15 protein-coding genes are annotated in these 18,783 nt (G+C 66.3%); 7 read left to right on the forward strand and 8 right to left on the reverse strand.

The window, feature by feature from the left end:
- Positions 1 to 218 precede the first annotated feature (218 nt).
- Both mltA and FHT02_RS08425 read right to left on the reverse strand, forming a co-directional pair.
- Positions 219 to 1,511 carry a murein transglycosylase A gene (gene mltA / locus FHT02_RS08420; protein WP_184086479.1) on the reverse strand — a complete coding sequence of 431 codons (1,293 nt, stop codon included), beginning with the start codon at positions 1,509 to 1,511 and terminating at the stop codon, positions 219 to 221.
- A gap of 14 nt (positions 1,512 to 1,525) precedes the next feature.
- Complete coding sequence (locus FHT02_RS08425) at positions 1,526 to 2,200, reverse strand: Tim44/TimA family putative adaptor protein (RefSeq protein WP_221239379.1); 675 nt, start codon at positions 2,198 to 2,200, stop codon at positions 1,526 to 1,528.
- A gap of 132 nt (positions 2,201 to 2,332) precedes the next feature.
- Here FHT02_RS08425 and secB point away from each other — a divergent pair, with 132 nt between their 5' ends.
- From secB to FHT02_RS08445, 4 genes are all read left to right on the forward strand, one after another.
- Positions 2,333 to 2,842 (forward strand): protein-export chaperone SecB, encoded by a 510-nt coding sequence (secB, locus tag FHT02_RS08430; protein WP_184086483.1) that lies wholly within the window; start codon positions 2,333 to 2,335, stop codon positions 2,840 to 2,842.
- Positions 2,843 to 3,026: 184 nt separating this feature from the next.
- Positions 3,027 to 4,595 (forward strand): murein biosynthesis integral membrane protein MurJ, encoded by a 1,569-nt coding sequence (gene murJ / locus FHT02_RS08435; RefSeq protein WP_184086485.1) that lies wholly within the window; start codon positions 3,027 to 3,029, stop codon positions 4,593 to 4,595.
- Positions 4,596 to 4,609: 14 nt separating this feature from the next.
- Positions 4,610 to 5,614: a tryptophan--tRNA ligase gene (gene trpS, locus FHT02_RS08440; protein ID WP_184086487.1), complete on the forward strand. Its 1,005-nt coding sequence runs from the start codon at positions 4,610 to 4,612 to the stop codon at positions 5,612 to 5,614.
- 229 nt (positions 5,615 to 5,843) lie between these two features.
- Positions 5,844 to 6,815 (forward strand): CAP domain-containing protein, encoded by a 972-nt coding sequence (locus FHT02_RS08445; RefSeq protein WP_184086489.1) that lies wholly within the window; start codon positions 5,844 to 5,846, stop codon positions 6,813 to 6,815.
- A 16-nt stretch (positions 6,816 to 6,831) separates the two neighbouring features.
- Here FHT02_RS08445 and dnaA read toward each other — a convergent pair whose 3' ends face one another.
- The 3 genes from dnaA to mutM form a co-directional block, all read right to left on the reverse strand.
- Positions 6,832 to 8,208: a chromosomal replication initiator protein DnaA gene (gene dnaA, locus FHT02_RS08450; RefSeq protein WP_343056869.1), complete on the reverse strand. Its 1,377-nt coding sequence runs from the start codon at positions 8,206 to 8,208 to the stop codon at positions 6,832 to 6,834.
- Positions 8,209 to 8,634: 426 nt separating this feature from the next.
- A complete protein-coding gene (rpsT, locus tag FHT02_RS08455; protein ID WP_184086493.1) occupies positions 8,635 to 8,898 on the reverse strand; it encodes a 30S ribosomal protein S20 in 264 nt (87 codons plus the stop codon).
- A gap of 203 nt (positions 8,899 to 9,101) precedes the next feature.
- A complete protein-coding gene (gene mutM / locus FHT02_RS08460; protein WP_184086495.1) occupies positions 9,102 to 9,911 on the reverse strand; it encodes a bifunctional DNA-formamidopyrimidine glycosylase/DNA-(apurinic or apyrimidinic site) lyase in 810 nt (269 codons plus the stop codon).
- A gap of 46 nt (positions 9,912 to 9,957) precedes the next feature.
- On the opposite strand from mutM, the gene FHT02_RS08465 reads away from it, so the two are divergent.
- From FHT02_RS08465 to FHT02_RS08475, 3 genes are all read left to right on the forward strand, one after another.
- Complete coding sequence (locus tag FHT02_RS08465; RefSeq protein ID WP_184086496.1) at positions 9,958 to 10,701, forward strand: class I SAM-dependent methyltransferase; 744 nt, start codon at positions 9,958 to 9,960, stop codon at positions 10,699 to 10,701.
- A 163-nt stretch (positions 10,702 to 10,864) separates the two neighbouring features.
- The gene (gene ubiB, locus FHT02_RS08470; RefSeq protein WP_184086498.1) at positions 10,865 to 12,403 is read left to right on the forward strand and encodes a 2-polyprenylphenol 6-hydroxylase; all 1,539 of its coding nucleotides are present in this window, start codon (positions 10,865 to 10,867) and stop codon (positions 12,401 to 12,403) included.
- 61 nt (positions 12,404 to 12,464) lie between these two features.
- The gene (locus tag FHT02_RS08475) at positions 12,465 to 14,729 is read left to right on the forward strand and encodes a CHASE domain-containing protein (RefSeq protein WP_184086500.1); all 2,265 of its coding nucleotides are present in this window, start codon (positions 12,465 to 12,467) and stop codon (positions 14,727 to 14,729) included.
- On the opposite strand, the gene FHT02_RS08480 is transcribed toward FHT02_RS08475, so the two are convergent.
- From FHT02_RS08480 to FHT02_RS08490, 3 genes are read right to left on the reverse strand one after another with little or no spacing between them, the layout of a single operon-like run.
- Positions 14,629 to 15,936, reverse strand: coding sequence for a PepSY-associated TM helix domain-containing protein (locus FHT02_RS08480; RefSeq protein WP_184086502.1), 1,308 nt, complete (start codon positions 15,934 to 15,936; stop codon positions 14,629 to 14,631). The two genes, FHT02_RS08475 and FHT02_RS08480, sit on opposite strands and share 101 nt — an antisense overlap.
- A complete protein-coding gene (locus FHT02_RS08485) occupies positions 15,933 to 16,508 on the reverse strand; it encodes a hypothetical protein (protein ID WP_184086504.1) in 576 nt (191 codons plus the stop codon). Before FHT02_RS08485 ends, FHT02_RS08480 begins: the two co-directional genes overlap by 4 nt.
- Complete coding sequence (locus FHT02_RS08490; protein ID WP_184086506.1) at positions 16,508 to 18,625, reverse strand: TonB-dependent siderophore receptor; 2,118 nt, start codon at positions 18,623 to 18,625, stop codon at positions 16,508 to 16,510. The genes FHT02_RS08485 and FHT02_RS08490 overlap by 1 nt, the downstream gene beginning before the upstream one ends.
- Positions 18,626 to 18,783 lie beyond the last annotated feature (158 nt).

The raw sequence follows: 18,783 nt of genomic DNA on the forward strand, positions 1-18,783 counted from the left end.
CCCAAGAGACTCTTCAATGAAGGGCAGCGCGCGCTTCGCGACCGCCTTGCCAGCCAAAGCGTCGCCGCTCGCCTGACGGCTCGGGCCCACCGCCACTTCCCTCGGAGGAAGGGGAGCCTGAGCGACGGACACCCTGCTCCGCCCTCTCGCCATCGGCGCCACCGAAGCTATCACCCGCTCCCACAGCGCCGCTTCCTCAGACGAAAGCCGCCGCCGGCTCACTGCCCCGTTGCGCTTCCCTGCAACCGGCCAAGCACCCCGCGCGGCAGCAACAGCCAGGCCGTTCCGCGCGCCGACATGCCCCCGGCAATCGCTCGCGCGTCATCGCCCGCGCCCCAAAAGGTGTCGAAGCGGTTTGCGCCCTTGATCGCGCCCCCGGTATCCTGCGCCACCCACAGCCCGGTGGCGTCGGTGCGGTCCATCGACAGGAACGCCGGCGCACCCAGCGGCACGAATTTCGGGTCCACCGCCGCGCTGGTCCAACCGGTCACTGGCAGCCCCAAAGCCCCCAGGGGTCCGGCCCCGGTCAGTTCCTTGAAGAACACGAAGCTCTTATTCTCGCGCATGATCGCGCGGCCTTCTTCCGGGTTCGCGCGCAGATAGGCCATGATCCCCTGCATCGAGGTCTGGCCGGGCCCGAGCAGCCCACGGTCCTTCATCAGCTTGCCGATACCGGTATAATCGCGCCCGTTCTGCCCGGCATAGCCGATCCGCATCACCCCGCCATCGGGCAGCCGCAACCGGCCGGAGCCCTGCACCTGCAGGAAGAAAATCTCGACGGGATCTGCCGCCCAGGCGATCACATCGGCGCTGCGATCCAGCGCACCCTGCTCGATTTGGGTGCGGTCGAAATAAGGCACGAACTTCTGCCCATCGACGCGCCCGCGCACGCGCTTGCCCTTCAGGCTGTCGCTGAACAGGCCAAGATCGGCTTCGATCAGGTCACGCGGCACGCCATAGATCGGCACTTCATATCCCGGCCGCCGCTCGCGCGATCCGCGGATCTCGGGCTCATAATAGCCGGTGGCATAGGCGGCGCCCTCGCCGACCTGTACGGTCTCGAAATGGCGGACGAAGAAGTCGCGGGCGTCGCCTTGCGGCCAGCCCCGCACGGCCTGGCACGATGCGGCCCAATCCGTGCCGCGCGTCAGGCCCGAGCCATCGGTACGCCGCTGGAGCGATCCGCAGCTCAGGCGGAACGCGGCAAGTGCGCGTTCCGCGCTTTGCTGCGTGATCGGCAAGCTCTCGATCGGTGGCCCGGCGACGACGCCGGCAGCTGCCGCGGTAGTGGCGCCGGAAACTGCGCGCGACGGCATCGGCGGCAACGGCGTGGCGCCCACCGGCTGGCGTGCGGGCAAATGCGCCGGGGTTTCGGGCAGTTCGGACTCCCGCGCGGGCCGCTCGCGGAGTGGCGGCGGCGCAGCAGGACGGGTTCCGACCTCTGGCGGCACCAATCCGCCCGAACACGCGCTCAACATCACCGCAAGCGCGGCCGCGCCCCAAACCCGCATTCGTTCGCCCCTTCTCAGGCTTCGTCGGTCTCGACCAGCTTCCAGTTGGGATCGTCGCTGCGCAGACGGCGCGTAAAGGTCCAGACATCGTGCGTCACGACGGCGTCGGTCAGCGATCCCGCAACGACATTGCCTTCGGTGTCGCGGGTCACCGCTGCGATATCGGCGTCGAAACGCACTGCGATCCGCGCGACCTTGCCGTCGACCGATGCATCGACGATCGCCGCCTTTTCGATTGCGATCAGGCGATTTTCCAGAACATGTCCCGCTTCGCCGCGCATGGCGATCGCCTCGGCAAAGCCGCTGCGCACCTCGTCCTCGACCAGCCAGCCCAGCGTCTCCTCGTCGCCCTTCCAAAAGGCTTCCAGGACCATGCGGTAAGCCGACTTTGCGCCCTCCAGGAACTGGGCGACATCAAAGTTCTGATCGGCGGCGATCACGGCACGCAGGCCGTTCTCGGCCTTCGCATCCACCGCCCGGTTCGCGGTTTCGCGCACTTCGGGCTTCATGTCGATCGTGCGCGGCATGCTGGCCGCCGCCACACGCTCTTCGGCAGGCTTGGGCAGCGGCTGCTCATGCCCGGTGCGCTTGCCCAGCACCGAATACAATCGCAGCGCCAGGAAACCGGCAATCATCGCAAATAGGATTACGTAGAACACTGAGCCTCCGAGCCTCCAGGCCCTGTACATAGGGCCGAACGCCGCGGGATTCAAATAGCCGCGGGCGCCACGATTGAACTGCCGTCACGCCCCTGCTAGGCGCGCTCGCACTTTCAACGCGTCAGATACGTGAAACTTTCCGGAAAAAAGAGGAACCCTTCGATGGCCGAGAACGAGACCGGTGCCGACTTCGGCGAGACCCAGACCAATGGCGCCGACACCGCACCCGCTGCGCACGTCCTGTCGCAATATGTGAAGGACTTCTCGTTCGAGAATCCCAATGCGCCCGGCATCTACCAGTCGCAGACCGCGCCGGCGATCGACGTCCAGTTCAACATCGGGTCGGGCCAGGTCGGCGAAGACGTGTACGAAGTCGTCCTCAAGATCGACGTGCGCGCCCAGGCGGAAAGCCAGACCGCGTTCGTGGTCGACCTGTCTTATGGTGGTCTGTTCGCGCTCCGCAACATCCCGGCCGATCAGCTCGATGCCTTCCTTCTCGGCGAAGCGCCGCGCCTTCTGTTCCCCTTCGCCCGCCGCGTGCTGGCCGATGCGGTGCGCGACGGAGGCTTCCCGCCGCTGATGCTCGAACCGATCGATTTCGGCGGCATCTACCTGCAGCAGCGCGCCCAGCAGGACGCACTCGCCTCGACCCCGCAGGCCGGCAACGCCTGACGCGATTTCGGAGGGGTAAGCCGGTGACCTTCTTGATACCTCCCCGAGCTGCGCTCGGGGAGGGGGACCGCCGCAATGCGGTGGTGGGAGGGGCGCTGCAAAAGGCAGCGCAATGCGTCCGCCACCCCTCCACCAGTTCCCGGTTGGTCCCCCTCCCCGAACAAGTTCAGGGAGGCTCTGCCAGATGAAACTCGCCCGCGCCCTCGGCTCGATCGGCGGCCTCACCCTCGCCAGCCGCGTCCTCGCCCTCGTCCGCGACTCCCTCCAGGCGCGCTATGTCGGCGCGAACTTCGCCTCCGACGCGTTTCTGGTGGCGTTCCGCCTGCCCAACATGTTCCGCGCCTTCTTTGCAGAGGGCGCGTTCGCATCGGCGTTCATCCCGATGTTCAACCGCAAGCTCGGCGAACATGGCGATCGCGGTCCGGCCTTCGACTTCGCCGAACGGACGCTGGCGGTGTTGTTCACTTTCCTGGGTGTCATGACGGTGGTGCTGCTGCTCGCGGCATGGCCACTAACGGCATTGCTCTCGGGCGGCTTCGCTAAACAGCATCCGACACCAGACCAATTCGCCTACGCCGTGCATCTCAGCCGGATCACGATCCCGTATCTGATGCTGATCTGCCTGGCCTCACTGCTCGGCGGCATCCTCAATTCGCTCGATAAATTCTGGATCAACGCCGCCGCTCCGATCCTGCTCAATATCGCGATGGTGACCGCGCTGTTCGTCTTCCACGGGACGCCGGAGGAGACCGCGCGCGCTCAGGCGATCGCCGTGCCGCTGGGCGGCGTCCTCCAATTGCTTTGGTTGGCAGTCGCATGCCGCGCCTCGGGCGTGTCGCTGCGCCCGCGCCGCCCGAGGCTCGATCCCGAAGTGAAGCGCCTCCTCAAACTGATCTTGCCTGCCGCGCTCGGCGCCGGAGCGGTGCAGCTCAATCTGGTCATTTCCACTGCGCTCTCGGGCTATTTGCTTGGCGAAGGCTCGATCTCGTACATCTATTATGCCGACCGGCTGAACCAGCTGCCGCTCGGCATGATCGGCATTGGCCTGGGCACCATCCTGCTTCCCACCATCTCGCGCCTGCTCGGCAAGGGCGAAGAAGCGCGGGCGATGGAAACCCAGAACCGCGGCATGGAGCTCGCGCTGTTTCTTACACTGCCCGCCATGGTCGCGCTGATCGTCTCCGCCGAACCGATTGTGCGCGGGCTGTTCCAATATGGTCACTTCACGGCCGCCGATACGCGGGCCTGCGCGCTCGCGCTCGCCGGCTTCTCGATCGGCCTTCCCTCTTATGTGCTGGTAAAGGTCCTGGCTCCCGGGTTCTACGCTCGCCAGGACACGCGCACCCCGGTTCGGTACGCCACCATATCGGTTGCGGTGAACATCGCCGCCAATTTGGCTCTGATCCCGTTGATCGGCCATGTCGGCCCGCCGCTCGCCACTGCGCTCTCGTCCACGGTGAACGTCTTCCTGCTATACAGAATGCTGGCCAAGCGTCGGCATTTCGTCGTGGATGCCCAGCTCAAACGGCGCCTCCCGCGCCTGATGATCGCCGCGGCCCTAATGGGCCTGGCGCTGTTCGCCTCCAACCGGCTGCTCGACCCATGGCTCGGCGGCCCGATCGTCCAGCGCTATCTCGCGCTCGTGGTGCTGGTCGGCGCCGGCTGCGCGATCTATGGCGCGGCCTGTTTCCTAACTGGCGCCTTCCGCCTATCCGACCTCAAGGCGCTGATGCGGCGCCGCCGTACCTCGTGAACCAAGGACCCAAGATGCGCGTCATTTCCGGCATCCAGACCACCGGCAATCTTCACCTCGGCAATTATCTCGGGGCGATCAAGCAGTGGGTGGCGATGCAGGACGCGGCGGAGAAGGACGGCGGTGACTGCCTGTTCTTCCTCGCCGATCTCCACGCGTTGACCGGCAACATCACGCCCGCCGATCTCGCTAACGCCACGATCGAGATGGCCGCGACCCTGCTCGCTGCCGGCATCGACGACCGCTCGATCTTGTTCAACCAGGCCCGCGTCCCCGCGCATGCCGAACTGTGCTGGATCCTTCAGGGTACCGCCCGCATGGGGTGGCTCAACCGCATGACGCAGTGGAAGGACAAGGCCGGCAAGAACCGCGACAGCGCCAGCGTCGGCCTGTTCACCTACCCTGTGCTCCAGGCCGCCGACATCCTCGTTTACCAGGCGACGCACGTCCCTGTCGGCGAGGACCAGAAGCAGCATCTCGAACTCACCCGCGACATCGCCGCCAAGTTCAACACCGACTTCGGCGTCGAGCTGTTCCCGCTGCCCGAGCCGTTGATCTCCAAGGCCGCGCCGCGGATCATGTCCTTGCGCGACGGCACTGCCAAGATGTCCAAGTCCGATCCCTCGGACATGACTCGCATCAACCTGATCGACGATGACGACACGATCGCGCAGAAATTCCGCAAGGCGCGCACTGACGCCGAGCCGCTGCCGGACTCGTTCGACGCGCTCGCCGAGCGTGCCGAGGCCAAGAACCTGGTGACCATCTACGCCGCTTTGTCCGATCGTCCGCCTCAGGCGGTGGTCGAGGAATATGCCGGCCAAGGGTTCGGCGCGTTCAAACCCGCGCTGGCCGATCTCGCCGTGTCGGTGCTCTCTCCGATCCGCCAGCGCCTCACCGAGCTCCTGAACGACCGCGCCGAAGTCGGTGTGCAACTCGCCAAGGGTGCCGAGCGCGCCCAGGCCCTCGCCGCGCCGACGCTCAAGGCCGCCAAGGAAGCCGTCGGCCTCCAGGTCTGATTCCGGCGTCCCTCCCCGATGGCGGGAGGGGCTGGACAAGGATCGGCGCAACACCTGCCAAAGAAAGACCCGGTGACACTGCTTCGGGAATACTTAACCGTGATCTTCTGGGAACTTACTTCCATGCGCGCCGGTTGAGTCCGTCGCTATGCGGAACCTGGCGCCTCTCATCCTCCTCGCCCTCGTCCCGGCTTGCAGCGGAGGAGGAGGCTCCGACGGGGGCGGCACGGTGGTCGCGCCAACGCCCACCCCTACCCCGGCTCCCGGCACCATCGGGGATCCCACGCCAGCTCCAAGCCCCACGCCGGCGCCGACCAGCAACGAGCCCGCAACCGGCTCAGACTTCCTCAACTCCGTCGCGCAGCTTTACACCATCGCCCCTAACATCGCCGCCTGCCAAGCCGGTCAGTTGAAGCCGGAGGTAGGCGCGCGCGTGCTGACGACGCTGAACGATATCCGCGCCCAGCATAATCTACCGCCGGTCACCTATGCCTCCGGCGACGAAGCGGCCGCAATGCAGTCCTCGCTGATGATGGCCGCCAACGGGCAGCTCAGCCACACCCCGCCCACCAACTGGCTGTGCTACACCACTGCGGGCGCAACCGCCGCGGGACAGAGCAACATCTATCTCGGCTATGGCGGCGGGCTGCGCTACGCGCAGGATGCCGACATCATGATCGGCTGGCTGACCGATGTCGACAATCTGGTGGCCAACAATATCGGCCATCGCCGCTGGCTGCTCTACCCGTTCCTGTCGACGGTAGCCTATGGCCGGGTTGCCGGGCCGTATACGACGAACGCGCGCGCCGATGGCGCGACGATCAAGGTGATCAACACCACGCAGAACACGGCTGGCCCGCTGCCGGACTTCATCGCCTACCCGTTCGAGGACTATCCGGCGCGCTATTATGCCAATGGCGCGTTGCTGTCCTTCGGCGTGATCGCGGACAAGAACCGCAATTTCGGCACCAACGCGCAGGTCAGCTACGCCAATGCCACCGTCACCGTCCGCCAGCGCGACGGCGCGGCATTGAACGTGTCCAACATCGCCTTCGACAATGACGGCTATGGCTTGCCCAACAGCCTGCAATGGAACGTCGCCGGTCTGGCCGCCAACACCACCTATGACGTGACGATCGGCAATGTCAGCGTGGCGGGCGCCACCCGCAACTACAGCTATTATTTCCGCCTGACGCCCTGATGCGCGGCGGAGGGCGTCAGCCCTCCAGCGTGCGCATCAGCGCGCGCACCGCGCCGTCGATCTCGACATCCTTGGCGCGCAGGTCCTCGATGCGCCGCACGGCGTGGATCACCGTGGAGTGATCGCGTCCGCCGAACTTGCGGCCGATCTCAGGCAGCGACCGGGTGGTGAGACGCTTGGCCAGATACATGGCGATCTGGCGCGGGCGGGCGATCGCCACCGCGCGGCGTTCGGAGATGAGGTCGAGCTGCTTCAGCTCGAAATGGCTCGATACCGCCCGCTGGATCTCGTCGATGGTGATGCGCCGCTGGGCCGAGCGCAGCACTTCGCCCAGCGTGTTGACGGCGAAGTCGACGGTGATCGTCTCGTTCGACAGATTGGCATAGGCTACCAGCCGATTGAGCGCACCCTCCAGCTCGCGCACGTTCGCCGTGATCCGCGCCGCCAGCAGGTCGACGACCTCGGCCGGCATGTCCACCGCCGGCATGTCCTCCAGCTTGCGGGCGACGATCGCGCGGCGCAGCTCCAGCTCGGCCGGACGGATATCCGCCACCAATCCCGAGCCAAGCCGCCCGGCAAGCCGCGGCTCGAAGCCTTCCAGGGCCTGGGGCGCACGGTCGGCGGCGATCACCAGCCGCTTGCCGGCCGACATGAACTCGTTGACCGTGTGAAAGAACTCTTCCTGCGTCGCGTCCTTGCCGCCGATGAATTGCAGATCGTCGATCATCAGCAGGTCGACCGAGCGCAGCCGCGTTTTGAACGCGTGCGTGTCGCGGCTGCGCAGCGCCTGGACGAACTCGAACATGAACCGCTCGCCGGTGACGTAGATCGCCGTCGCGCCGGGATTGGCGGCCAGGAACGTCTGCCCGATCGCGTGCATCAGGTGCGTCTTGCCCTGGCCGGTGCCGGCATGGAGGTATAGCGGGCTGAACTGCGGCACGCCGGGCATCGCCATCGCCTTGGCGGCATTGAATGCGACTCGATTGGTGCTGTCGACCACGAAACGCTGAAAGCTGAAGCGCGGGTCGAAGGACGGACGTTCGGCCGATGCCGGCGGCGGCACCATCGCAGGCGCCTCCACCTCGGCCTTGAGCACGCGCTGCGGTTCGTCGCTCAACGTCTCGAGCGTGACGCTCACCACTTCGGGCAGCACCGCGCGGAATTCGAGCAGCAGCCGCTCGGAATAATGGTTCTTCACCCACTGGGTCATGAAAGACGACGGCAGGCCGAGGCGGACCGCGCTTTCGGTCGATCCATCAACCAGCACCACCGGCTTCAGCCACTGATCGAACAGGCGCTGGCCCGCCGAACGACGCAGATTGCCCCGGACATGCGTCCAGGCCTTCGCCACTGCGTCCGTTCCGGTCCGGTCCAAAGTCTGCACCTGAGTCACGCCGACGCACCTCTTCCTCGCGAAAAGCCACTGCTTTCCACGCGCTAATCCATCAAAACCAAGTGGCTCCCGCCAGCCGGACATTGCCCCCAGGCTGGCTCACCGAGCACTCACATCCCGGCCAACGAACGCAACCGGAAGTCTGTTTTAGGAACGGGTTCCTGAGTCGAGCAAGGCCTGCCCCCGCAAAGAATCTGAAATAGTTTTGTTGACTCGCCCTAGCCCGCGGAAAACCGTGGGTGCAGCGATTTATTGCAATTACTTCAATGCGTTAAGCAAATCTTCAGCGCATCTCGAGCCCCGAATCGTTGGTTTTCCGCGACTTATCCAGAACGCCTCAAACGAACGCTCCAGCGCCCGGAAAGCGCACGCGAAAAACCCCGCCGGACGAGGTCCGGCGGGGTCATCGTTACGAAAATGTGACGATTAAGCGAGCGCGGTCAGGCGCTTGGTCAGCCGTGCGAACTTCCGCGAAGCGGTGTTCTTGTGGAGCACGCCCTTCGCAACGCCACGCTGCAGCTCCGGCTGCGCTGCGGCGAGTGCGGCGGTAGCCGCTGCCTTGTCGCCGGTATCCAGCGCCGACTCGACCTTCTTGATGAAGGTACGGATGCGGCTCACGCGCACACCGTTGATTTCCGCACGGCGGTCGTTCCGCCGGATACGCTTCTTCGCCTGCGGCGTATTCGCCATGCCGTCTAGTTCCTAGCTCGAATTGAAAGGGCACGGAACATCACGTCCAAGCCCGGAAAGGCGAGCCCCTTACCGTCCCACGCGATTCGGGTCAACGCCTATCTCCCAAACCTCGCTCCCTCTCCCGTTCACGGGAGAGGGCGGGTGAGGGTTAAGCGCCACCACTATCCGTCGAAGCCCGGTAAAGCCCTGCGCCCTCCGGATCACTTCTGACAGCGCGGGCACCAAAAGGTAGACCGGCCACCATCCACCCGCCGCTCCACCAGCCCGCTGCACGAACAAGGCTGGCCCTCGCGCCCATAGACCCGCCACTGCTTGGCGAAGTACCCAAGCTCGCCACTAGGCCGCGCATAATCCTTCAGCGTCGATCCGCCCGCCGCGATCGCCGCCTCCAGCACTTCGCGCACAGCCACGACCAGCTTCGCCAGGCGCGGCTTGGTGACCGTACCCGCCGCCCGCGTTGGCGCGATACCCGACAGGAACAGCGCTTCGCAGACATAGATGTTGCCCAGCCCGGCCACCACGCGCTGGTCGAGCAACAGCGCCTTTACCGGCGCGGTCCGCTCCTTGAATGTCGCGAAAAGGTGCGCGGCGTCGAAATCGGGCCCCAGCGGCTCGGGCCCCAGCGCCGCAAACGCCGGCCAGGAATCCAGTTCCGCGGTCGGCACCATATCCAGCGACCCGAACCGCCGCGCATCGTTGAGCGCCAGTCGGTGCTTGGCGGTCTCCAGCACGAAATGGTCGTGCTTGCCCAGTTCCGCCGGATCGATCCGCCACCGCCCGGACATGCCCAGGTGAAAGATCAGCGTGTCGCCGCGGTCGGTGTCGATCAGCCCGTATTTGGCCCGCCGTCCCAGCCCGGTCACCCGCGCGCCGGTCAGATGCTGCCCCAGCCCTTCGGGAAACGGCCGCCGCAGATCACCGCGCCGCAGCGTCACGCGTTCCAGCACCTGCCCCTCCAGCACGGGCCGCAGGCCTCGCACGGTGGTCTCGACTTCAGGCAATTCAGGCATGCCGACCCCCTAGCCCCACTGCCCCTCGCCCGCTAGAGCAGCCTCCATGCCCGGATCCCCTACCGACACCGTCTCCTTCGGCTACGAAGACGTCGCCCCCGAGGAAAAGACTCGCCGCGTGGGCGAGGTCTTCTCCAATGTCGCCGCCAAATACGACCTGATGAACGACGCCATGTCGGGTGGACTCCACCGGCTCTGGAAGGACCTGTTCGTGCGCCGAGTAAAGCCGCGCGCGGGCGAGCAGATCCTCGACATGGCCGGGGGCACCGGCGACATCGCCTTCCGCATGGCGAAAACCGGGGCGTCGATCACCGTCGCCGACATCAACCCGCAGATGCTCGAAGTCGGCATCGAGCGCGCGACCGAGCGCGGCATTGACGGCCTGGTGTGGAGCGAGGCCAATGCCGAGACGCTGCAATGGCCCGACAAGTTCTTCGATGCTTATACCATCGCCTTCGGCATCCGGAACGTCACCGACATCCCCAAGGCGCTCCGCGAAGCGCACCGCGTGTTGAAGCGCGGCGGCCGCTTCTACGTGCTAGAATTCTCGACCACCCAGTGGCCCGGATTCGGGCAGGTCTATGACGCCTATTCACACCACCTGGTGCCCAAGCTCGGCAAGCTCCTCGCCAATGACGAAGAGAGCTATCGCTATCTGATCGAATCGATCCGCCGCTTTCCCGACATGGCGGCCTTTGAGCGCATGATCGCCGACGCCGGCTTCACCCAGACCAGGGTAGAACCCCTGCTCGGCGGCCTCGTCGCGATCCACAGCGGCTGGAAGATCTGATGGGTCCTCACGGTTTTCCCCTCCCTGCAAGGGAGGGGATCAAGGGGTGGGTTCAGCGGCGGACGGGGCTCGATGCCTCGTTCGGCGCTTCGCCCCGAGCGAGCCGCTGCGCGTCTCGCACCCACCCCGAGCTCCTCCCTTGCAGGAAGGGGAGCGAAATCGCATGACCGCACCCGCAGTCCATCTCTGGCGCCTCCTCAAATGGGGCCGCATCCTCGCGCGCCACGGCGCCTTGCGCGGCATTGAGCGCGACCCGAACACGCCCAAGCCCGTCCGCCGCATCGCTCGCCTCGCCCGCGTCGGCGCGCGCGTTCCAAAGGTGCCCCGCTACGCCGACGCCTTCCAGGCCATCGGCCCCGCCGCAATCAAGCTGGGCCAGACGCTCGCCACCCGCCCCGATCTGGTCGGCGACGAAGCCGCGAACGACTTGCTCCGGCTCCAGGACGCGCTCCCGCCACTACCCTTCGCGATCATCCGCGAGCGGATCGAATCGAGCTTTGGGCGCCCGCTCGAAACGCTGTTCGCCAGCATCGACGAAGTGTCCGTCGGCGCCGCCTCGATCGCTCAGGTCCACCGCGCCGTTACGCCGGATGGCCGCCAGGTCGCGGTCAAGGTGCTGCGTCCCGGCGTCGAGGCCGACTTCACGCGCGCCATCGACACCTATGAATGGGCCGCCGCTCAGGTCGAGGGCATGGGCGGGGAGGCCGCGCGCCTGCGCCCGCGCCTGATCATCGCCCATTTCAAGCGCTGGACCGCGCGTGAGCTCGACCTGCGTCGCGAAGCCGCCTCGGCCTCCGAGCTTGCCGAGGGCATGACCGCCGAGCCGGACTTCACCGTCCCCGCCATCGACTGGCAGCGCACCACCGGCAAGGTGCTGACGCTTGAATGGGTCGACGGCATCAAGCTCAGCAACCGCGACGCGCTGATCGCCGCCGGGCACGACACCACCATGCTCGCCGGCAAGCTGATCCGCGCCTTTCTGCGCCAGGCGATCGCCGAGGGCTTCTTCCACGCCGACATGCATCAGGGAAACCTGTTCGCGCTTGCCGATGGGCGCATCGCCGCCATCGACTTCGGCATCATGGGCCGCATCGATCGCCGCGCGCGTGTCTGGCTAGCCGAAATCCTCTACGGCCTGATCACCGGCAATTATAAGCGCGTTGCCGAGATTCACTTCGAAGCCGGTTATGTCCCCGCGCATCATAACGTCGCGGAGTTCGCCACCGCCCTGCGCGCCGTCGGCGAACCGATGCGCGGCATGCCCGTCAAGGACATGAGTGTCGGTGCGATGCTCGACGGGCTGTTCAACATCACCCGCGACTTCGACATGCAAACCCAGCCGCATCTGCTGCTGCTGCAAAAAACAATGGTGATGGTCGAGGGCGTCGCCCGCGGCCTCGATCCCGAGATCAACCTTTGGGAAACCTCCGCGCCGTTCGTCCGCGAATGGATCCGCACCGAGCTCGGTCCGGAAGCCGCGATCGCCGATCGGCTGATCACTGATCTGCGCACCTTCGCCCGCCTTCCCGAGTTGATCCGCAACATCGAGCTGCGCTACCCAACACCCGGTGGCGCGCCGCCTGCTCTGCCGCTGCGCGAGATCGAAGTTGTGCGCGTCGGCGGTGGATGGCGCTACGCGGCGGTAGCCGCTGGCGCGGCGGCAGCTGGCGTTGCGGGGACGCTGTTCCTCACCATAAGCTGAACAATAGGCGCGCCGGCGGGCGCATAGACGGAACTCGCGGCGCCCGGCTGCGTCCATAACGATGATGGGCTTCTTGATACGCCGTCTTCGCCGTGCCGCGCTCCCGCTGCTGATATTGCTGGGCGGCGTATTGGCATCGGTTTTTGTCGCAACGCAGATCGACCGCACGGAGGATGCCCGCACGCGCGCGCGCTTCGAAAGCATCGCCGCCTCCACGCTGCAGGATCTGGAAAACAAAAGCGCGACGCAGATCACCTTGCTGCGCGGGCTTGCCGGCTTCTTCAACGCGGCTGGCGACGTCGATCGTGACGCTTTCCGCACCTATGTCACGCGGCTGCGCCTTGCCCAGAACTATTCGGGGGTTCTCGGCCTCGGCTTCGCCGAAGCCGCCGAAGGTTCAGCCGGGATTGCCCGGATCGAAGCGCGCGGTCGCGCCGAACACGGCGCGGGGTTCCGGTTGTGGCCGGCCGGTACTCGCGACATCTATTCGGCCATTCTGTTCCTGGAGCCGCTGGGGCGCAGAAACCAGACCGCCTTGGGCTATGACATGGCTTCCGAACCAGTCCGTCACGCGGCGATGCTGCGCGCAAGGACCACAGGGCTCACGGCAATGAGCGGCAAGGTTCAGCTGGTGCAGGAGATAGGCACGGACAAGCAGCCGGGCTTCCTCCTGTACACGCCTTTGTATCGGGATCCCGTGGGCCGAACCGGGTTCTACGGTTGGGTGTACAGTCCGGTACGCGCCCATGACCTGTTCTCCTCGACGTTCCGCAGCGGCGCGGCGGACCATGTGAGCATTGCCGTTTATGATGGCGCGCCAAGCCCGGCCAACCTCCTGTACCAAAGCGCTCCGGACGCCGAACCGGACACCCTGCGCACCACCCGCGCCCTTCAACAGGCCGGCCGCACGCTGACGCTCACCGTCACCGCCACGCCGGATTTTGCCCGCCAATCGTTCCTCCTCTCGCCGCTCTATGTCGGCTTGGGGGGCGTCATCATGACGCTGCTCGTCGCGGCGCTTGCCTGGCAGCAGTCCCGCGCGGCGGGCCGCATCGAACACGAAGTGCGCGAGCGTACTGCCGAGCTTGCCCGCGCGAACCAGCAGCTGCGCGACGCGGCTGCCGCGCGCGAGCATGCCGAAACGCAGCTGCGCCACATGCAGCGGATCGAATCGCTCGGCCGCATGACCGGGGGCATCGCGCATGATTTCAACAACATGCTGGCGGTCATCATCGGCAGCCTTGATCTCGCTAGGCGCCGCATCGCCGATCAGGCGGCGGTCGCCCGGCTGATCGAACAGGCCTCCAGCGGCGCCAGCCGCGCGGCCGAGCTGACGCAGCGCCTCCTCGCCTTTTCGCGCCAGCAGTCGTTGGTGCCCCGCGTGCTCGATCCCAACCGGCTGGTTCAGGACATGACCGATCTGCTCGCCCGCACGCTGGGCGAAACCGTGACGCTGCGCACCAGCCTCGCGCCCGAGCCGCTGCGGCTTCACGCCGATGCCGCCCAGCTTGAAAGCGCGATCGTCAATCTGGCGGTCAATGCCCGCGATGCGATGCCTAGGGGCGGCACGCTGACGATCGGCACCGCCCGGCGCGCCGCGCCGCCGGCCACGCTGGACGTGCCGCCTGCACCGGCTGGTTGGGTGGAGATCTGTGTCACCGATACCGGCTCGGGCATGACCGCCGACGTGCTCGACCGTGCCTTCGACCCCTTCTTCACGACCAAGGGCGTCGGGCGCGGCACTGGCCTGGGGCTCAGCCAGGTGCTGGGCTATGCCCGCCAATCGGGCGGCGACGTGACGATCGACACGCGCGAGGGCGAAGGCACCACGATCTGCATCTTTCTGCCTGCTTATGCCGGCAGCGAGGGGCTGGCCGAAACGGCGGCACGCGGCGAGGTGCCGAGCGGGCGGCCCGAGGACATCCTGCTGGTGGTGGAGGATGACGACCAGGTCCGGATCATGACCGTGCAGCTGCTGCGTGACCTTGGCTATACCGCGCTGCACGCCTCGGGCGGCGCCGACGCGCTCGACATGCTCGATCGCCATCCGGGCGTGAAGCTGGTGTTCAGCGACGTGGTGATGCCCGACATGGACGGCCCCACCCTTGCCGCCGAGGTCCACCGCCGCTGGCCCGAGATCGGCGTGCTCTTCACCACCGGCTACGCGCCCGAGCGGCTGTTCGAAGGCCGGAGTCTCGGCGAGGTTGCGCTGCTGCGAAAGCCGTTCACCGAAGCCGATCTGGCCCATGCGATCCGCGAGGCGCTGGACGCCCCCGCACCACCGACACCAGGATCGCGCCCGCCAGAAAGCTCCAGAAGATCGTAGTGAACGGCGCGGCATTGCCGAGCGCGAACCGGGCGGCCAGCGTCACCAGCAACGCGGCCGGCGCGCCCCAGATCACGCCGTTCCACGCCGCGCGCAGTCGCGGTTCGGAGACGCCGCGCCGCTGCCGCTTGCCCAGCCAGATATACACCCCCGTCGCGCACACGACGGTCAGCGCCAGCCCGAACAGCGCATAGGCGATCTTCACCGGCAGCCCGCCGAAATTGCCGAAATGCAGCTTGTAGTTCGACGCCGCCGCCTGTTGGCCGATCGCGCCGTCCGCCAGTCCGGCACTGCCCTCGAACCGCCCCTCGGCGTCGAAATTGTAATATTCGCCAAAGATCAGCCGCCGCGGATGGTCGCCGGCGATCTGCACATGCTGCCCGGCGGTTCCGGGATCATGCAGCGTGGCATAGGTCACCGCCACCTGGGGATAGTGCGCCTGCATGTACCGCAACGCCGCCGCGACATCGGGCAGCGGCGCCTTGGCCGGGTCGGGCTTGGCCTCCTTGCCGAACACCGTCGCATACACTGCCGCAACGTCGCCGCCATAATAGCGGTCGGCGACCACATAGACGGTGACGCTGCCCAGCCCGATCACCGCGCCTGTCAGCCCGATCGCCAGCCCAAAGGGCAGCGTCCACACGCTCAGCCGGTTGTGCCAGTCCGACAGGCCGACGCCGCCACGGTGCCGCGCGCGCAACCGAAAGGCGTCGCGGAATATCTTGGGATGCGCGATCAGGCCCGACAGGCTCAGCGCCAGCATCAGCATGCCCAGCACCCCCACCACCGTCATCCCGTACAGCCCGGGCAGGTGCAGCGTATAATGGAGCGCATACAGGAACTCGGACCAGCCATTTTCCTCAGGGCTGGCGACATTGCCCGCGGCATCCAGATGCACCGCCTGGCTGTCGGTGGTGATCGTGGTGCGCGGCAGCTTGGCGACCGGCAGGTGGATATACAGATGCGTGGTCGCCGGCTTGCCGCGCTCGCTCGCCATCACTGCCTCGACGCCGCGCTGCACCGCGTCCGGGCTGATCTGCGCCATCTCGGGCGCGTCGCTTTGTTCGGCCCGCTGCCATTCCTGATAGAATACCAGCACCGTCCCGCTCAGGCAGACCAGGTAGAGCAGCGCCCCCGCCAGCAGCCCGATCGCCGCATGCGCGCCCAATGCGTTCTTCACCGTGCTGCTGCTCGGCACCAGTTTCATGCGCCCATTCCACCCACGATAAAGGGTGCCCCGGCCACGCCGCACACCAACAACGTGATTGCCTGGCCACGGCGCGCCTGCATCAGCAAGATGGTACACAGCACGCCCCAGGCGAGCGGCACGGCGAACAGCCCGCCGACATTGGCATTGGCCTCGCCCCAGCCCAGCGCCAAGCCGCTTCCCCGCACCGCCAGCGCGATCGCCAGCGCGGCGAGCAGCCCGCCGGGCATGACCAGCAGGAACGTCACCAGGCGCCGGCCGATGTGCGGCTCACCGGGCTCGGGCAGCATGCCCATCCGGCGGTTCGAGCCCGTGGCCTTGCCGGGCGGCGCGCGCCACCCCGCCACCGCCAGCACGGCGAACGCCGCCGCCATCGTGCACAATGCCGCGACCGACACGCCCCACGCCCCCGCGCTCCACCCGCCGCATAGCACGCACGCAGCCAGCGCCGCCCATCCCGCGCTGTTCCACGCCGCCGAACGGTGCGGCAGCGACCAGGCGAAACGCAGCACGCCGACCGCCGCCACGCCCAACCCACAGGCCAGCCAGAGCAAGGCGGCGCCGCCGTTCATCAGAAGCGCAGGCTCAGCGTGCCGTACACGTTGCGCTCGGCACCGATGAAGCAATCGCCGCGGGCCAGACAGGCCGAGTAGAACTTCTCGCCCAACAGGTTGGTCGCGTTGACCGAGAAGCTCCACTGCTTCCAGCGCAGCTCGGCGAACCCGTCGACCAGCGTATAGTCCGGCGTCACCAGCCCGTCGGTGAAGGCCAACCCATAGGACCGGTTCTCACCCGTATAGCGGACGCCCCCGCCCAAACGCAGGCTCATGTCGTTGCCCAGCGAAAAGCCGCGCAGCGCCCATAGCGACGCGTTGTGCTTCGACACATTGTCCAGCTGCTGGTTGGTGCCGTCGATCTCGGCTTCGTTATAGCTATAATTGGCGATCAGCTGCAGGTCGCCCGGCAGCACCGTGCGCGCCTCCAGCTCGACACCCTTGGAGGTTACCGATTCCGCCTGGATGAAGTCGCCCTGCTGCGGCGAGCCGGCGTCATCGATCGGGCGGTTCTGCTCCTTGATCCGATAGCCTGTAAGCGTGACCATCGTCGCCTGGCTGGGATGGAACTTGATCCCGGCCTCATATTGCGAACCGCGCTTGGGCACCAGCGGGTCCCCCGTGCGGGTGAAGCCAAGCACCGGCTCGAAGCTCTCGGTATAGCTGAAGAAGGGCGACACGCCGGTCACGACTTCGCCGATGATCCCGGCGCGAAAGGTCGTGGCGTTCCATTCGCTTTCCAGACCGTCCCGATGGTTCGTCGACGTCGCATGATCACGCCGCACGCCCAGCACCACCGAAACCCGGTCCCACAGCCGGATCTGGTCCTGCAGATAAAAGCCAAGCTGCTTCTGCTCGGTATCGTCGGACGGTGCGGCGCCTGCCGGTAACCCGCCACCGTGGCCGGAGATCGCGTCGTAATCGATGTCGTACAGGTCGATATATTCCAGCCCGAAGCTCGAAACCTTGCGCACCCGGTTCCAGCTGTAATCGATGCCGCCCAGCAGGACATGCTCGACCTGTGCGCCGGTGTTGAAGTTCAGCTGGACATTGTTGTCGGTGGTGAAGATCTCCATGCCAGCGATGCTGGCATCGGTGTACAGCCCGATGTGCCGCTGCTCGGGATCGGGCCGCTCGGTCTGGGTGACCGGGTCATAGATCACATAGGGGTTGGTCGGGTTGGAATAGCTGTTCGGGTAATGGCTGAAATAGGTCAGGTCGCTGTCGATGTAGCGCGCCTTCAGGCTGATCTTGGCGGCGTCGCTGAAGCGGTGGTTGAACAGCGCGGTGCCCTGGATCAGCCGCCCGTCATAGCGGTCCCAGCCCGGCTTGCCGACAAAGGTGTCGTTGGGCAGCTGTCCGGCGAGGGTGTTGGGCAGCAGCGTGCCGACCAGCGGCAGGAACTGCGACGTCGATCCGCTATCGTCCTCCTGGTACAGCCCCAACACCGTCAGGCTGGTGTCCATGCCCGGCGCCCAGGTCAGCGACGGTGCCACCATCACGCGGTCGTCGGGAACATGATCGACCTGCGTACCCGAATCGCGCACCCGGGCGACGATGCGCCCTGCCAAGCCGTCGGTGATCGTGCCCGTAAGATCGGCCAGCGCTTCCTTGCGATCGAACGAGCCATAGCGCAGCGACACCTCGCCACCGGCCTCGAACTGCGGCAGCTTCGAATTCAGATTGACGATCCCGCCCAGCGATCCCTGCCCGAACAGCACCGACGATGGCCCACGCAACACCTGGACGCTGTCGAAATTATACGGGTCGGAACGGATGCTGGCATAATAGCTGAACACGTCGCGCATGCCGTCGCGGAACTGCAACGCGCTGATCCCACGGATCGTCGCGCCATCGACGCGGCTGTCGGGACCATACGGGTTGGCCTGGACGCCCGCGACATAGTTCAGCGTGTCGGAAATCGACACCGCGCCCTGGGCCTCGAACGTGTCGGCGGAAATGATCGTCACCGGCTGCGGAACCTGCTCGGGCGGCGTATCGGTCTTGGTCGCCGCGCCGCTCGTGCGGTTCTGGCCGGTAACGATCACTTCGTCGGCTTGCGCTCCGCTCTGCGCGAGCGCGGGTGCGCTCGATAGCGCAGTGAAGGCGAGCAACAACGGCTTGGCGATTTTCATCATGGTCCCCTTATGCGGGCGCCCCATAATGATAGTCACTTGCATTAGCAAGGTTGACTGCATCGAAGCGCAGTCCTATGCCGCTTTCTTCGTCACACCCCGGCCTTGCCCGGGCGCCGCTTCTTCTGCCATTTCGATCGAGCGACACCCCGGCTCCA

Origin of the sequence: Sphingomonas xinjiangensis (genome assembly GCF_014199255.1) — a bacterium.
Lineage (GTDB): Bacteria > Pseudomonadota > Alphaproteobacteria > Sphingomonadales > Sphingomonadaceae > Sphingomonas > Sphingomonas xinjiangensis.

Coding starts and splice junctions, on each gene's coding strand:
- rpsT (WP_184086493.1), bottom strand. CDS start 8,898: ATGGCGAATACGCCGCAGGCGAAGAAGCGTATCCGGCGGAACGACCGC.
- FHT02_RS08485 (WP_184086504.1), bottom strand. CDS start 16,508: ATGAACGGCGGCGCCGCCTTGCTCTGGCTGGCCTGTGGGTTGGGCGTG.
- ubiB (WP_184086498.1), top strand. CDS start 10,865: ATGACCGCACCCGCAGTCCATCTCTGGCGCCTCCTCAAATGGGGCCGC.
- mltA (WP_184086479.1), bottom strand. CDS start 1,511: ATGCGGGTTTGGGGCGCGGCCGCGCTTGCGGTGATGTTGAGCGCGTGT.
- trpS (WP_184086487.1), top strand. CDS start 4,610: ATGCGCGTCATTTCCGGCATCCAGACCACCGGCAATCTTCACCTCGGC.
- secB (WP_184086483.1), top strand. CDS start 2,333: ATGGCCGAGAACGAGACCGGTGCCGACTTCGGCGAGACCCAGACCAAT.
- murJ (WP_184086485.1), top strand. CDS start 3,027: ATGAAACTCGCCCGCGCCCTCGGCTCGATCGGCGGCCTCACCCTCGCC.
- FHT02_RS08465 (WP_184086496.1), top strand. CDS start 9,958: ATGCCCGGATCCCCTACCGACACCGTCTCCTTCGGCTACGAAGACGTC.
- FHT02_RS08425 (WP_221239379.1), bottom strand. CDS start 2,200: ATGTACAGGGCCTGGAGGCTCGGAGGCTCAGTGTTCTACGTAATCCTA.
- FHT02_RS08480 (WP_184086502.1), bottom strand. CDS start 15,936: ATGAAACTGGTGCCGAGCAGCAGCACGGTGAAGAACGCATTGGGCGCG.
- FHT02_RS08490 (WP_184086506.1), bottom strand. CDS start 18,625: ATGAAAATCGCCAAGCCGTTGTTGCTCGCCTTCACTGCGCTATCGAGC.
- mutM (WP_184086495.1), bottom strand. CDS start 9,911: ATGCCTGAATTGCCTGAAGTCGAGACCACCGTGCGAGGCCTGCGGCCC.
- FHT02_RS08475 (WP_184086500.1), top strand. CDS start 12,465: ATGATGGGCTTCTTGATACGCCGTCTTCGCCGTGCCGCGCTCCCGCTG.